This is a genomic window from Streptomyces griseosporeus (assembly GCF_014656055.1).
Classification (GTDB): domain Bacteria; phylum Actinomycetota; class Actinomycetes; order Streptomycetales; family Streptomycetaceae; genus Streptomyces; species Streptomyces griseosporeus.
The window spans coordinates 517708-532521 of the sequence record NZ_BNBR01000001.1 but is presented as its reverse complement, the minus strand read 5'-3'; the positions used below and the strand labels follow the sequence as shown (position 1 = coordinate 532521).

The window sequence follows — 14814 nt, the reverse complement described above, 5'->3', positions numbered from 1 at the left end:
CGCCGTCTTCCCTGGGGTACCCATGGACCGCACCCGTCTGCACCGGCTCCTGGCCCGCGAGAGCGCCGAGGCCGAGCGCCGCAACCCGCGCTCACGGGCCGCCTACGAAGGGGCCGGGAACCTCTTCGGGCGGGTGCCGATGACCTGGATGAACAAGACCGCCGGCGCCTTCCCGCGCTACCTGGCCACCGCCCGTGGCGCCCGGGTCACCGACATCGACGGCCACGAGTACATCGACTTCTGCCTCGGCGACACCGGCGCCATGGCCGGTCACTCGCCCGCGCCCGTCACCGAGGCGGTGCAGCGGAGGTTCGCCGAACTCGGCGGCGCGACCGCCATGCTGCCCACCGAGGACGCCGCCTGGGTGGGCGCCGAGCTGACCCGCCGCTTCGGGCCGACCCACTGGAGCTTCGCGCTCACCGCGACCGACGCCAACCGCTGGGCGATCCGCCTCGCCCGCGCGGCGACCGGCCGCCCGAAGATCCTCGTCAACAGCTACTGCTACCACGGCAGCGTCGACGAGTCCCTCATCGTCGTCGGCCCGGACGGCCGCGGCACCGCCCGCCCCGGCAACGTCGGCGCGCCCTGCGACGTCACCCTCACCAGCCGCGTCGCCGAGTTCAACGACCTGGAGCAGCTGGAGCGGGAACTCGCCCACGGCGACGTCGCCGCGGTCCTGATGGAACCCGCCCTCACCAACATCGGCATCGTGCTGCCGGAGCCCGGCTATCTCGCCGGCGTCCGCGCCCTCACCCGGCGGTACGGCACCCTGCTCATCAACGACGAGACGCACACGCTCTCCGCCGGGCCCGGCGGCTGCACCGCAGCCTGGGACCTGGAACCCGACGTCGTCACCGTCGGCAAGGCCATCGGCGGCGGTATCCCGGCCGGCGCCTACGGGCTCTCCGCCGATCTGGCCGCCCGCCTCCTCGGCCGGCCCGACCTCGACCTGGTCGACATGGGCGGCGTCGGCGGCACCCTCGCGGGCAACGCCCTGTCCGTCGCCGCGATGCGCGCCACCCTCGAACACGTCCTGACCGACGAGGCGTTCGCGCGGATGAGCAAGCTCTCCGAACGCTTCGAGGCCGGTGTCCGCGCCGGAATCGACGCCCACGGCCTGCCCTGGTCGGTGAGCCGGCTCGGCGCGCGCACCGAGTACCGCTTCACCGGTCCTGCCCCGCGCACCGGCAGCGAGTCGGCCGCCGCCTCCGACCCCGAGCTGGAGGACTACCTCCACCTGTACCTGGCCAACCGGGGCATCCTGCTCACCCCCTTCCACAACATGGCCCTGATGTGCCCGGACACCACCGAGCAGGACGTCGACACGCACACCGGGCTGTTCGCCGCCGCCCTGACCGAACTGCTGGGCTGAGAGGGACTCCGTGGACGAGATCGACCGCGCCATCCTGCGCGAACTGCAGACCGACGGCCGCATCGCCTACGCCGACCTCGGCCCGAAGGTCGGCCTGTCCGCATCCGCCGCCCGGCAACGCCTGCAACGGCTGCTGGACACCAAGAAGGTCCAGGTCGTCGGCGTCACCGACCCGATGGCGATGGGCGGCCAGGCGATGGCCCTGCTGGGCATCACCGTCGACGGCGACCCGCGCCCCGTCGCCGACGCCCTCGCCGAACGTCCCGAGGTCGTCTACTCGGTGCTGACCTCGGGCGGCTTCGACCTGTTCGCCGAGGTCGTCACCCCCGGCCCGAAGGACCTGCTCGACTTCGTCAACGACGCCGTACGCCCCCTCGAAGGGGTCCGGCAGGTCCAGCCCTTCCCGTACTTCGCCATCCACACCCATCGCTTCCTGTGGGACGTGGGCTGAGGGCAGCGGGGGCGCGGCGGGTGCGTCCGCGCTCCGACCGCCGACGAGCCATCGCGCCCCATTGGGCCGGATGCAGCAGCGCCACCCGGCGGGTGCGGGCCCGCGGCCCGATGCTGGCCGAGGACCCGCTCCTACACCGTCCCCAGGAGGCTGCATGCCCCCGCTCCCCGCACCCCCGCGCCGGCTGCGCGCGCTCGCCGTCGCCGCGCTCTGTCTCGCCGCGCTGCTGCCCGCCTTCCCGGCCGGTGCCGCCACGCCCGGTCCCGACCACGACGGCCAGGACCGAGCCCTGGAGCAGCGGCTCGAACAGCTCGTCCGCGCACCGGGCGGTCCGCCCGGGGCGATCGCCGTCCTCCAGTCCGACGGGCACACCCGCGTGGTCCGGGCCGGCGTCGCCGACCTCGCCACCGGCCGTCCGCCCCGGCCCGGCGACCACATGCGCATCGCGAGCACGGCCAAGGCCTTCAGCGGCGCCGTTGCCCTCAGCCTCGTCGACCGCGGAGTCCTCCGCCTCGACGACACCCTGCGACGGCGGCTGCCCCAGCTGCCCGCGGCCTGGGGCGCCGTCACCCTGCGCCAGCTGCTGAACCACACCAGCGGACTGCCCGACTACAGCGAAGACCCCGACTTCATCGCCGAAGTGATCGCCGACCCGCGCCACCACTTCGACTCCCGGCACCTGCTCGACTACGTCGCCGACCAGCCCCTGCTCTTCCCGCCCGGCAGCCGCTACCACTACTCCAACTCCGACAACATCGCCGTCGCCCTGATGGCCGAGGCCGTCACCGGCACCCCGTACGAGCGGCTGCTCGCCGAACTGGTCTACCGCCCGCTCGGCCTGCGCGACACCAGCCTCCCGCAGGGCTACCGCCTGCCCCGGCCCTACCTGCACGGCTACGACGTCACCGTCTCGCCGCCCGAGGACGTCAGCGAGCTGATCAGCGCCTCCGGCGCGTGGGCGTCCGGCGGCATCGTCTCCACGCCCGCCGACCTGACCCGCTTCATCCGCGGCTACGTCGGCGGAGCGCTGTTCGGCGACGCCGTCCAGCGCGAGCAGCGGCGCTGGATCCCCGGCGAGTCCCAGCCGCCCGGCCCCGGCCGCAACTCGGCCGGCCTGGCGCTCTTCCGGTACGAGACCCGCTGCGGCACCGTCCTCGGGCACACCGGCAACACCGCGGGCTACACGCAGCTGATCGCCGCCACGCCCGACGGCCGCCGCTCCCTGACCTTCTCGGTCACCACGCAGATCAACGCCGGCCGGCCGCAGCAGCTGACCCTGATGCGCGCCGTCCAGGAGGACTTCGTCTGCGCCCTCCTGCGCGGCCGCCCCTGACCCTCACCCCGCACCCCGCGCCACCCCGCGCTCGCAGTACAGGAACAGATGCGGCTCGGGTACGGCGTCGGGGTGCGCGGGCGTGAACTCCGCGCTGTGCCGGGCCACCACGCCCAGCCCCGCCGCCTCGGCCAGCGCGGTGAACTCCGCCGCCCCGAAGCTGGTCACCCGTACCGGCTGTCCCATGAAGACGGCGTCGACGCCCTCCACGTCCAGCGGGACCGTCGCCAGCACCATGCTGCCGCCCGGCCGGACCGCCCCGGCGAGCGCGCGCACCAGCTCCGCCTGCTCGGCGCGGGACATCTGCAGCAGCGAGAAGTACACGCACACCGCGTCGAAGGCCCCGTCGTCGAGAGGCATCCGCCGGACGTCCGCGCAGCGGAACTCCGCCGCGGGGACCTGCCGGGAGGCGATGTCCACCATGACGGGGGAGACGTCCACCCCCAGCACCCGGTGCCCCGCCGCGGCCAGCGTCGCGGCGGTCGGCCGCCCGGTCCCGCTGCCCACGTCCAGCACCCTGCTGCGCGGCGCCAGCCGGCCCAGCAGCCACTGCAGCGACGCCCGATGCGCCGCGGAGCCCGCGAACGCCTTCTCGTACTCCGTGCCCAGCGCGTCGAACACCACGGCGGCGGACGGCCGGTGACCGGGTTCGCTCACGATGCTCCCTCTCGTCGGTGCCTTCCGGCGACATACGGCGGCTGCGCATCCTCGCATCCGGCGCGGCGGCCCACAACGGTGCCGCACCGCACGGCTCCACCGCAGCACCCGCGGACGGGACACCCCCCGGGCCGCCCGCGCGTTAAGGGGGCAGACGGCACAGCGGCCAGGAGGGACGCATGGACTACTACGACCTCGGCACCCACACCCGCCCGGTGACGACCTCGTCCCCCGAGGCCCAGACCTGGTTCGACCGCGGACTGGTGTGGACGTACGCCTTCCACCACGAGGAGGCCGTCGCCTGCTTCGAGGCCGCCGCCGCGGCCGACCCGGACTGCGCCATGGCCCACTGGGGCCTCGCCTACGCGCTCGGCCCGAACTACAACAAGCCCTGGGAGTTCTTCGACGAGCGGGACCTGGCCCGCACCGTCGACCGCACCCACGCCGCCGTCGAACGCGCCCACGCGGCGGCCGCGCACGCCACCCCCGTCGAGCGCGCCCTGATCGAGGCGCTGCGCGCCCGCTACCCGCAGGCCGTGCCCGCCGAGGACTGCTCGGTGTGGAACGAGCCGTACGCCGACCGGATGCGCGCCGTCCACGCGCTCGCGCCCGACGACCCGGACATCGCCGCGCTGTACGCCGACGCGCTGATGAACCTCACCCCCTGGCAGCTGTGGGACCTGCGCACCGGCGAGTCCGCCGAGGGCGCCCGCACCCTGGAGGCCAAGGCGGTCCTCGACCGGGTGCTGGCCGGCGAGGCGGGCCCGCGGCACCCCGGCGTCGTCCACCTCTACATCCACCTGATGGAGATGTCCCCGGCCCCGGAGGCCGCGCTGGCCGTCGCCGACCGGCTGCGCGGCCTGGTCCCCGACGCCGGCCACCTGCTGCACATGCCCTCGCACCTGGAGGTGCTCTGCGGCGACTACCGCCGTGTCGTCTCCGACAACACCGCCGCGATCGCCGCCGACACCAAGTACCTCGCCCGGTCCGGGGCGATGAACTTCTACACCCTGTACCGGGCGCACAACCACCACTTCCGGATCTACGGCGCCCTGTTCCTCGGGGCGTCCCGCGTCGCCCTGGAGGCCGCGGCCGCGCTGGAGGAGTGCGTCCCGGAGGAGCTGCTGCGGGTGCAGAGCCCGCCCATGGCCGACTGGCTGGAGGCGTTCCTCGCCATGCGGGTGCACGTGCTGATCCGCTTCGGCCGCTGGGACGACGTCCTGCGCCTGCCGCCGCCCGCCGACCGGGAGCTGTACTGCGTGACGACCGCGATGCTGCACTACGCCCGGGGCGTGGCGCTCTCCGCGACCGGCCGGATCGCCGAGGCGGAGGAGGAGCGGCGGCTGTTCCGCGCCGCGGCCGACCGGGTCCCGGAGACCCGCATGCTGTTCAACAACACCTGCGCGGACATCCTGGCGATCGCCTCCGCGATGCTCGACGGGGAGCTGGAGTACCGCAAGGGCGCGTACGACGCCGCCTTCGCCGCGCTCGCCCGCTCCGTCGAACTGGACGACTCCCTGCCCTACGACGAGCCCTGGGGCTGGATGCAGCCCACCCGGCACGCGCTGGGCGCCCTCCTGCTGGAGCAGGGCCGCGTCGCGGAGGCCGAGGCGGTCTACCGCGCCGACCTGGGCCTCGACGGCACGCTGCCGCGTCCGCTCCAGCACCCGGGCAACGTATGGGCGCTGCACGGCCTGCACGAGTGCCTGGTGCGCCTCGGACGGACGGGCGAGGCGCAGCTCGTCGCCCAGCAGCTGAAGGTGGCGACCGCCCTGGCCGACGTACCGGTCACGTCGTCCTGCTTCTGCCGCCTGGAGACGTCCGCGCCCGTGGGCGGCTGCTGCGGCACCGGGGACTGAACCAGGTCGGCGGCCCCGCCCAGCGGCCCGTTGGCCAAGACTTTGCATATGGCCGGATTTCATTGCGGTCCGCCCGGCGCCGCCTGCCGCGCACGGTGATCACCAGGTAAAACGCGGCCGAAAGTGCTCCCTTTGCAAGGTCGCACATGTTACGAACGCGTTGACCCGACCAGCCGGGGAGGAGCACGGTCGACACATAGATGTCACATACAACTGTCAGGAGGCCCCGTATGTGCGGCATCACCGGCTGGGTGTCGTTCGACCGTGAGCTGCGCGCCGAGGACGCGACGCTGCACGCGATGACCGGGACGATGGCCTGCCGCGGCCCGGACGACAGCGGCATCTGGGCCGAGGGCCCGGCCGCGCTCGGCCACCGCAGGCTGGCCATCATCGACCTGCCCGGCGGACGCCAGCCGATGACGGTGGACACTCCCGACGGCCCGGTCGTCCTCGTCTACTCGGGGGAGACCTACAACTTCACCGAGCTGCGCCGCGAACTCACCGACCGCGGCCACCGGTTCACCACCCGCTCCGACACCGAGGTCGTCCTGCGCGGCTACCTCGAATGGGGCGAGGCCCTGCCCGAGCGGCTCAACGGCATGTACGCCTTCGCCCTCTGGGACGCCCGCACCGACACACTGCTGCTGGTCCGCGACCGCATGGGCATCAAGCCCCTCTACTACGCCCCGACCGACGACGGCGTCCTCTTCGGCTCCGAACCCAAGGCCGTCCTCGCCAACCCGCTCGCCCGCCCCCGCGTCCGCCTGGACGGGCTGCGCGAGGTCTTCGCCCTGGTCAAGACGCCGGGCCACGCCGTCTGGGACGGCCTGCGCGAGGTCGAACCCGGCACCGTCGTCACCGTCGACCGCACCGGAGTGCGCACCCGCGTCTACTGGCGGCTGGAGACCCGCGCCCACACCGACGACCGCGCCACCACGATCGCCACCGTCCGCTCGCTGCTGGAGGACATCGTCCGCCGGCAGCTCGTCGCCGACGTGCCGCGCTGCACCCTGCTCTCCGGCGGCCTCGACTCCTCCGCGATGACCGCGCTGGCCGCCCGGCAGCTGGCCGAGCAGGGCGAGAAGGTGCGCAGCTTCGCCGTCGACTTCGCCGGCCAGGCCGACCACTTCGTCGCCGACGAGCTGCGCGGCACCCCCGACACACCGTTCGTGCACGACGTGGTCCGCACCGCCGGCACCGCCCACCAGGACATCGTGCTCGACGCCCAGGCACTCGCCGACCCGGGCGTCCGTGAGAAGGTCATCCGGGCCCGCGACCTGCCCACCGGCTTCGGCGACATGGACACCTCCCTCTACCTGCTCTTCCGCGCCATCCGCGAGCACTCCACCGTCGCCCTGTCCGGCGAGTCCGCCGACGAGGTCTTCGGCGGCTACCTGCAGTTCTTCGACGAGGAGGCCCGCACCGCCGACACCTTCCCCTGGCTGGTGCGGTTCGCGCGGCACTTCGGCGAGGACGCCGGCGTCCTGCGCCCCGAGCTGACCCGCGCCCTCGACCTGCCCGCCTACACCGCCGACGGCTGGCGCACGGCCGCCGCCGCGGTGGAGCGGCTGGACGGGGAGAGCGACCTGGAGTACCGGATGCGGCGCATGAGCCACGTCCACCTGACCCGTTTCGTCCGCATCCTGCTCGACCGGAAGGACCGCGCCAGCATGGCCGTCGGCCTGGAGGTCCGCGTGCCGTTCTGCGACCACCGGCTCGTCGAGTACGTCTACAACACGCCCTGGGCGCTGAAGTCCTTCGACGGCCGCGAGAAGAGCCTGCTGCGCGAGGCGACCGCCGACCTGCTGCCGCGCTCCGTCTACGACCGCGTCAAGAGCCCCTACCCCTCCACCCAGGACCCCGCCTACGCGACGGCCCTCCAGGACCAGGTGCAGGACCTGCTCGCCCGCCCCGCCCACCCCGTCTTCGACCTGGTGGACCGCGAGCGCCTGCGCCGCGCCGCGAGCCCCGGCGGACCGGTGCGCACCCAGGCGGCCCGGCGCAGCCTGGAGCGGGCCCTCGACCTCGCCGTCTGGCTCGACCTCTACCGGCCCGAGCTGGTCCTCGACTGACCGCTCAGCTCCACAGCGGGTAGGTGACCGACTGCGGCAGCCGCTCGGGCCGGGCGTCCCTGAAGGTGAGCGTCATCCGGGTGTACTGCCGCAGCCTCGGCTGCTTCTTCCACGTCACCGGTTTGTCGAGGCGTACGGCGACGCGGTAGCCGTGGAAGCGGCCCGCCGCGCAGTACGGCTTGCAGTCGTTGACCATGTTGACGCCCTCGCCGACCGCCGCCCGCGCGTCCCAGCGCGACCAGTGCAGCGACACCAGGCGGCTGTTGCCGTCCCCGCAGGCGAGGACGAAGTCCGCCGGGCGCACCTGCGCGTGCCAGAGGCAGTCCACGAGGACGGGCGGCGGTCCGGCCGGCCGGCTCTGCTCGCCGGCGCTCGCGGAGACGGGTGCGGTCGCCGCCATGAGCGAGGCGAGCGCACCGAGGGCGAGGGCCGTTCTGACCGTGTGTGCGCGCATGTCTGCTCCCCGGCGGCTGCGGTCGTGCTGCTATTGAACCTACGACCGCCTCGTGTCCGGCACCACTCGAACGGCACCGCACGCCCGCACGGCACCCCACAGGGCCGGGCGCTGCCGTGCGCCCGGCCCCGCGGCGGCTACGGCAGCTTCACGAAGGGCGACAGGAAGGCCCGCGCCGCCGGGGTGTCCAGCCGGTAGGACACGTTGGTGGCGTAGCAGGGGCCGTCGCCGGTGATGGTCGTGGCCGCGAGGACGTTCCGGCCGCCGATCACCGCGAAGTTCGGGCCGCCGGAGTCGCCGTAGCAGGCGCCGCCGTTGCCCTGCGGCGCGGTCATGGCCAGCCGGACCCACGCGTCGTTGAGGGCGTCGAAGGTGACCGGCGCCTTCATCCGGACACCGCCGCCCGGGTGGGTCTGCCCGCCGGGGCCGTTGACGGCCTCCTGGGTGCCGTACCCGGCGACGAACCAGTCCGTGGAGTTCAGCTGCCGCGGCCCGAGGGCGCCGAGCTGGTTGGCGGCCGGCAGGGTGGCCGGGGTGAAGGTCCAGCGGGCCGCGACCTGCTTGGCGGGCAGCTCGATCACCGAGATGTCGTGCGGGTCCGAGGAGGGGCCCGGGTAGTCGGGGTGGCTGTGCGCGGTGCCCTCGACGGCGACGGCACGGGCCTGCGCGGCCGGATCGCCCGGGTACTTCTTCGCGGCGGCGTCCAGCCCGGCCTGCACGTCCTGGTCGAGGGAGACGTAGAAGCGCACGTTGTCCGGCCAGTCCGTGGTGCAGTGGGCCGCGGTCAGGAAGGTGTCCCTGTCGATCATCGTGCCGGAGCAGACCCAGTCGACGCGGTCCGGGGTCGCCGGATCCCCGTCGTTGTCCCAGGTGGCCACGAGCGCGCCGACCTCGGTGCGTTCGGGCGCGGGCGTGGCGTTGTACGAGTTGATCGCCGAGGACGGCAGCGCGGTGGCGAGCACGGCGGCGCAGGCCGCTGCGGTGACGGCGGTGGCGCGTAGGGCAGTCAAGAAGAACCCCTTCGACGGGTGTGGGACGGGCGTTCTCCTGCGGGGGTGGGGGAATTGAAGCGTCCGGGCCCGCCCGGCCACAAGAGCGGGCGGCGGGGCATAGGGGAAACCCCCGGGAGCCACAGGGGCTCCCGGGGGTCGCGCAGGCGGGGTGCGTCAGGCCGCCGGGGCCGGGTACGTCGGGTACTCGACGCCCGAGATGTGCTGGACGACGCGGACGACCTGGCAGGAGTAGCCGAACTCGTTGTCGTACCAGAGGTAGAGGATGGCGTTGTCGCCCTCCACCTTGGTGGCGCCGGCGTCGACGATCGAGGCGTGGCGCGAGCCGATGAAGTCGCTGGAGACCGCGTCGGGCGCCGTGGTGAAGTCGATCTGGCGCTTGAGCGGCGAGGTCAGGGACACCTCGCGCAGGTAGTCCAGGACCTCCTGGCGGTCGGTCTCGCGGGACAGCTGGAGGTTGAGGATCGCGATCGAGACGTCCGGCACCGGCACCCGGATCGAGCTGCCGGTGATCTTCGCCTTCAGGTCGGGCAGCGCCTTGGCCACGGCGGAGGCGGCACCGGTCTCGGTGATCACCATGTTCAGCGGCGCGCTGCGGCCCCGGCGGTCGGCCTTGTGGTAGTTGTCCAGCAGGTTCTGGTCGTTGGTGAAGGAGTGCACGGTCTCCACGTGGCCGCGCACCACGCCGAACTCGTCGTCCATCGCCTTCAGCGGCGGCACGATCGCGTTGGTGGTGCAGGACGCGCAGGACAGGATCCGCTCGTCCGGCTTGAGGGTGTCGTGGTTGACGCCGTGCACGATGTTCGGGACGTCGCCCTTGCCGGGCGCGGTCAGCACGACCTTGTCGACGCCGGGGCGCAGGTGCTTGGACAGGCCCTCGCGGTCGCGCCACTTGCCGGTGTTGTCGATGAGGATGGCGTTCTTGATGCCGTACGCGGTGTAGTCGACCGAGGTCGGGTCGTCGGCGTAGATCACCTTGATGGCGTTGCCGTTGGCGACGATGGTGCTGTTGTCCTCGTCGACGGTGATCGTGCCCTGGAACTGGCCGTGGATGGAGTCCCGGCGCAGCAGCGAGGCGCGCTTGACCAGGTCCTGCTCGCCGCCTCCGCGCACGACGATGGCGCGCAGCCGCAGGCCGTTGCCGGAGCCGGACTTCTCGATCAGCAGGCGGGCGACGAGCCGGCCGATGCGGCCGAAGCCGTACAGGACGACGTCACGGCCCTCGGCACGGTCGATCTTGTCCGCGCCGCAGGCGCCGGCGACGGCCTCCGCGGTGAACTGCTCGATCGTCAGGCCCCGGTCGTCGGCCTTGTAGGTGGCCGCGAGCATGCCGATGTCGATCTGGGAGGGGCCGAGGTCCAGCGTGGTGAGCGCCTTCAGGAACGGCAGCGTCTCGGTGACCGAGAGCTCCTCGCCGGCGATCTGCCGGGCGAACCGGTGGGTCTTCAGGATGCTGACCACCGACTTGTTCACCAAGGAGCGGCTGTGGAGGAGGACGGTGACGTCCCGCTCCCGGTGCAGCTTCCCGATGATCGGGATCATCGACTCCGCGATCTCCTCGCGGTTCTTCCAGTTGGTGAACGAGTCCTCGTTGACAGTCACAGAAGTCATCTTTCGAGCTAGACGGCGCTCATATGATAAACCCTCGCCTCCGGCCCCTCGGCTCCACCCCGGTTACAGCGGAGGCGGGGGCGTGCCAGGATGCGCGCATGCCATCCCGCAACGGCCTGTCCGGCCCCCAGGAGGAGTCCCTGCGCGGCGAGTTGCTCACGCTCGTCGAGGGCATCGACCCCTGGGACGACCTGGAGCGGACGCACCTGCGGACCGCGACCGAGTGGATCACCAGCGGTGCGCGGCTGCACCGGCTCGCTCCGCCCGACGTGCCCCCGGTGCACCTGGTGAGCTACTTCGTGGTGCTGGACGACGAACGCGGTGAGCTGCTGCTGGTCGACCACCGCAAGGCGGGCCTGTGGCTGCCGCCCGGCGGGCATGTGGAGCCGGGCGAGGACCCGTGGTCCACGGTCGTGCGGGAGTGCCGGGAGGAGCTGGGGATCCCGGCGCGGGCCCTGCCCCGCACCGGCAGGCGGCCCCTCTTCCTGACCGTCACCCGGACCCGGGGGCAGGGCGCGCACACCGACGTGTCGCTCTGGTACGTCCTGCGGGCCGAGGCGGGCAGCGTCACCGCCTACGACCGGGAGGAGTTCGCGGCGATCCGCTGGGCGACCCCGCGGCAGATCCTCGCCGAACCCCTGGACACCCTGGACCCGCACCTGCACCGCTTCACCCGCAAGCTCGCGCACACCCGCGCCGGATAGCCCGCGGCGGATAGCCCGCGGCGCGCGGCGAGACCCGCCCCGGGGAAGGGACGGGTCTCGCGGGCGGTCAGCCGCCGCAGTGGAACAGGGCCTGCGCCCAGTCGGCGTGGTCGCCGGACTTCGTGCCGTCCGTGTCCTTCACCACCAGGTGGACGTGGCGCGCCCCGGCGAGCGGCACGTCCACGGCCACAGGGTCAGACTTCCCGGTGACGGTCGGCGAGGACCACAGGCTGCGGCCGTCCGCCACCACCGAGAAGGACACCCCGCCGTAGCCGGCGATCTCGTCGTCCACGCCGACGGTCGCGGTGAACGCCGAGCACCGGCCGCCGAGCCAGAACTCGATGGCGGAGTCGGCGTGGGCGCCGATGCCCTTGGCGTACGTCGTGCCGTTCAGGGTGAGCGGGTGGCCGTCGGCGGCGCCCGACTCGCCGTTGCTGCGGTCGCGCTCGGCCGGTCCCCAGCCGTTGGACGCGCTCAGCCACGGCAGATCGCTCGCCCAGCTGTCCGCCGACGGCGGCCTCGGCATCGTACGGACCGCGAACCGCTGCGTGGTCACCTTCTCCTCGCCCGCCGCGCGGTACCGGGCGGTCGCGGTGAGCACCGCCTCCCCGGCCCCGGCGCCCTCCGGCGGGGTCACGGTGAACTCGGTGTGCGCCGTCCGGCCCGGCTCCACCCGGCCGGCCGTCCGCGCGGCCGGGACGGACCAGGCCTCGGGCGCGTCCAGCGCGATCTCCGTGGCGTCCGCACCGGCCGCACCGGCGGTGAAGTCCACCGCCACCTTCGCCCCGGCATCCGCGCTCATCTCCGCTTCGGGCGCCACCGAGAGTGTGCCGGCCGCGCCGGGCACCTTCCCGCCCACGGCGCTCGCGCCCTCCAGATCGACCCGGAACGCGCGGGACGTGCTCAGTGCCCGCGTCTTGACCTGCGCCACGCCCGCCCGGTCCGCCGGGTCGTACCACCAGCCCTCGGCCGCCGCGTCGAAGGCCGCCTTCGAGGCGTGCCGGGCCAGGGTACGGCCGTCCAGCAGCACCCGCGCGGGCGCGGACCCGGTGTGCACGGTGAACCGGTACGGCCGCGCGGTCTGCTTGCCCGTGAAGGAGCCGGTGCTCGCGCCGACGTCCAGGCGCACCGCGCCCGCCCCGCCGGCCGGCGCCGCCACGGTCACCGGCTGCTCGGCGTACCGGCCCTGGCGGTGCTGCCGGGTCACGCCGTCGTCCTCGTACAGCGTGAAGGAGCCGCGGCCCTGCGGGTAGACGTCCCAGGCGAGCGGGGAGTCGGCGGTGCGGTCCCGGTAGGAGGTGATGCCGGGCCACATCGGCACGACCGCCCCGGCCCGCACGAACAGCGGCAGGGTGTCCAGCGGGGCCTGGTAGCCGTTCACCGTGGTGGGGCCCTGGTAGATCCGCCCTGACCAGTAGTCGACCCAGGTGCCCTTCGGCAGGTAGATGCCGTCCCGGGTGGCCGTGTCCCGGTAGACGGGCGCGACCAGGAAGTCCTCCCCGCTCAGAAACTCGTACTTCGCCGCGTCGGTCGCGGCCACCGGGTCGTCCGGGTACTCCAGCGCCAGCGGCCGGACGGGCCCGACGCCGGTGCGGTGCGCCTGCGCCGCGTACGTGTACATGTACGGCAGCAGGGCTTCCTTCAGCTTCAGGTACTTGCGGTTGATGCTCGTGTACGGCTCCCCGTACCGGAAGGGCTGTTTGTCGCTGGCGGCCCAGCCGTCCATGGTCATCACCGCCGGCAGGAACGCCTTCCACTGCAGATCCCGCACGTAGGTCTTGGGGCTGCCACCGAAGATGCCGTCCACGTCACCCGTGGTGTACGCGAGCCCCGACATCGTGGCGCCCGCGTACGTCGGGATCTGCCAGCGGATGTAGTCCCAGCTGCCGGACTGGTCGCCGCTCCACTGCACCCCGCAGCGCTGCGCCCCGGCCCAGCTCTCCGGCGCCCAGGTGAAGCCGCGGGCGTCGCTGTTGTCCTCGATGCCCCGGTAGGCGGCCTTGCAGCCGTCCAGGGCGAACTTGTAGCCGTCGCCCACCCAGGCCACGTCCAGCTTCGCGACCCGCTGCCCGGCCCGCACCTGGTCGGCGAGCTTGTCCAGGCCGTCCTCGGTCCACAGGCCCATCTGCATCTTGCGGGCGTTGAGCCCCTGCGCGGTCTCGGCGAGGTCCTCGTACCCGCAGCCGTAGCCGTCGTTGACGAGCATCCAGCCGAGCGGCATGTCGTGCTCGACGTACTCGTCGGCCACCTTGAGCGCGTCCAGGGTATGCCGTTCACCGCGGTTGGCGTTGTGCAGGTAGCAGTCGGAGTCGCCGATCTCCAGGCCGTAGACCGGCGGCAGCATGGGCCGGCCGGTCAGCTTCGTGTACCCGCCGATGACGTCCTTGGCGGAGGAACCGGCGACGTAGTACGCGTCGAACCGTTTCTCCTGCTCGGTGGTGGTGACCGGGTCGGTGAAGGCGTACGTGCCGGGGGCGTAGGTGTTGCGGTAGACGCCGTAGCCCGCCGACGACAGGTAGAACGGCACCGAGTTGGGGTGACCGCCCTCGTTCCAGTTGTAGTCGACGCCCACCTGGAGGGTCCTGCCGCGGTGCGAGGTGTTGCCGCTGCCGTTCTGCTCGCCGAGTCCGTAGAACTGTTCGGTCGCGCCGCGGGCGAGGGTCTGGGTGGTGGCCGTGCCGGTCCAGCTGATGCCCTTGGCCTCCTCCCACAGCCGGGTGCCGTCGGCCCGGTACAGGGCGAAGCGAAGGGGCGACTTGTAGGCGCGCAGGGTCAGCTGACTCGTCGACAGCTCGTAGCGGTCGCCGCGGTCCGCCCACCGGGTGGCCGGCGGTGTGCCCTGCGGGAGCACGATGTCGTCGCCGACGGGGTCGGTGAACGTGCCGTCGGGCGCCACCCGGAGCCGGAAGGCGCCGGGGGAGACGAAGTCGACGCGGGCCTTGGCGGGGCCCGCCGTGAGCGTGAAGCCGGCACCCGAGGCGGAGAAGCCGGTGACGGCGCCGATGACGGTCGGGGTGTCCGCCGCGGCCGCCGCCTCCGCCGGGGGCGGGGCGGCACCCGCGGTGCCCAGCACGGCGAAGAGGGCTACGGCGGCCAGGACCACGCCTCTTCGGCGGCGGGCCCCGGGTCTGCGGGGTGGAGCGGTCATCGCGATCCCTTCGCAGAGTCGGCCGGCAGGGCCGGTCCAGCCGACCCGGTGCCGCGAACGCGGTGACGGAATCTGCGTGTTCGGGGCGCGAATCACGCAGAAACAATCACGCGGAGGGAGGTATAGCGCACGCTTCGCGCACC

11 protein-coding genes are annotated in these 14814 nt (G+C 73.1%); 6 read left to right on the top strand and 5 right to left on the bottom strand.

Translation table 11 applies throughout. The annotated features are described in order from the left end of the window. Window positions 1-22 precede the first annotated feature (22 nt). The 3 genes from IE308_RS02385 (at window position 23) to IE308_RS02375 (ending at window position 3156) form a co-directional block, all read left to right on the top strand. Entirely contained in the window at window positions 23-1372 is a 1350-nt protein-coding gene (locus IE308_RS02385) for a transaminase (protein WP_190216372.1), read from the top strand. Window positions 1373-1382: 10 nt separating this feature from the next. Beyond that, window positions 1383-1823: an Lrp/AsnC family transcriptional regulator gene (locus IE308_RS02380; RefSeq protein WP_190216371.1), complete on the top strand. Its 441-nt coding sequence runs from the start codon at window positions 1383-1385 to the stop codon at window positions 1821-1823. Between the two features lie 154 nt (window positions 1824-1977). Continuing rightward, entirely contained in the window at window positions 1978-3156 is a 1179-nt protein-coding gene (locus tag IE308_RS02375; protein WP_190216370.1) for a serine hydrolase domain-containing protein, read from the top strand. 3 nt (window positions 3157-3159) lie between these two features. Here the strand turns inward: IE308_RS02375 and IE308_RS02370 are convergent, their stop codons facing one another. Next, the gene (locus IE308_RS02370) at window positions 3160-3813 is read right to left on the bottom strand and encodes a class I SAM-dependent methyltransferase (RefSeq protein WP_373314410.1); all 654 of its coding nucleotides are present in this window, start codon (window positions 3811-3813) and stop codon (window positions 3160-3162) included. A gap of 179 nt (window positions 3814-3992) precedes the next feature. On the opposite strand from IE308_RS02370, the gene IE308_RS02365 reads away from it, so the two are divergent. After that, complete coding sequence (locus IE308_RS02365) at window positions 3993-5672, top strand: hypothetical protein (RefSeq protein ID WP_190216368.1); 1680 nt, start codon at window positions 3993-3995, stop codon at window positions 5670-5672. Window positions 5673-5902: 230 nt separating this feature from the next. Then, the gene (gene asnB, locus IE308_RS02360; protein WP_190216367.1) at window positions 5903-7744 is read left to right on the top strand and encodes an asparagine synthase (glutamine-hydrolyzing); all 1842 of its coding nucleotides are present in this window, start codon (window positions 5903-5905) and stop codon (window positions 7742-7744) included. Window positions 7745-7748: 4 nt separating this feature from the next. Here asnB and IE308_RS02355 read toward each other — a convergent pair whose 3' ends face one another. The 3 genes from IE308_RS02355 to IE308_RS02345 all read right to left on the bottom strand — a co-directional run bounded on the left by IE308_RS02355 (window position 7749) and on the right by IE308_RS02345 (window position 10810). Then, a complete protein-coding gene (locus tag IE308_RS02355; protein ID WP_190216366.1) occupies window positions 7749-8198 on the bottom strand; it encodes a hypothetical protein in 450 nt (149 codons plus the stop codon). 137 nt (window positions 8199-8335) lie between these two features. Further along, window positions 8336-9208, bottom strand: a complete 873-nt coding sequence (locus tag IE308_RS02350) for a trypsin-like serine protease (protein WP_190216365.1) — start codon at window positions 9206-9208, stop codon at window positions 8336-8338. 156 nt (window positions 9209-9364) lie between these two features. Then, window positions 9365-10810, bottom strand: a complete 1446-nt coding sequence (locus IE308_RS02345; RefSeq protein WP_110634908.1) for a glyceraldehyde-3-phosphate dehydrogenase — start codon at window positions 10808-10810, stop codon at window positions 9365-9367. A gap of 107 nt (window positions 10811-10917) precedes the next feature. Here IE308_RS02345 and IE308_RS02340 point away from each other — a divergent pair, with 107 nt between their 5' ends. Then, on the top strand, window positions 10918-11523 hold the full coding sequence (locus IE308_RS02340; protein ID WP_190216364.1) for an NUDIX hydrolase: 606 nt from the start codon (window positions 10918-10920) through the stop codon (window positions 11521-11523). A 67-nt stretch (window positions 11524-11590) separates the two neighbouring features. Here the strand turns inward: IE308_RS02340 and IE308_RS02335 are convergent, their stop codons facing one another. Continuing rightward, window positions 11591-14671 carry an NPCBM/NEW2 domain-containing protein gene (locus IE308_RS02335; RefSeq protein WP_190216363.1) on the bottom strand — a complete coding sequence of 1027 codons (3081 nt, stop codon included), beginning with the start codon at window positions 14669-14671 and terminating at the stop codon, window positions 11591-11593. Window positions 14672-14814 lie beyond the last annotated feature (143 nt).

Coding starts and splice junctions, on each gene's coding strand:
- IE308_RS02365 (WP_190216368.1), top strand. CDS start 3,993: ATGGACTACTACGACCTCGGCACCCACACCCGCCCGGTGACGACCTCG.
- IE308_RS02375 (WP_190216370.1), top strand. CDS start 1,978: ATGCCCCCGCTCCCCGCACCCCCGCGCCGGCTGCGCGCGCTCGCCGTC.
- IE308_RS02340 (WP_190216364.1), top strand. CDS start 10,918: ATGCCATCCCGCAACGGCCTGTCCGGCCCCCAGGAGGAGTCCCTGCGC.
- IE308_RS02335 (WP_190216363.1), bottom strand. CDS start 14,671: ATGACCGCTCCACCCCGCAGACCCGGGGCCCGCCGCCGAAGAGGCGTG.
- IE308_RS02355 (WP_190216366.1), bottom strand. CDS start 8,198: ATGCGCGCACACACGGTCAGAACGGCCCTCGCCCTCGGTGCGCTCGCC.
- asnB (WP_190216367.1), top strand. CDS start 5,903: ATGTGCGGCATCACCGGCTGGGTGTCGTTCGACCGTGAGCTGCGCGCC.
- IE308_RS02385 (WP_190216372.1), top strand. CDS start 23: ATGGACCGCACCCGTCTGCACCGGCTCCTGGCCCGCGAGAGCGCCGAG.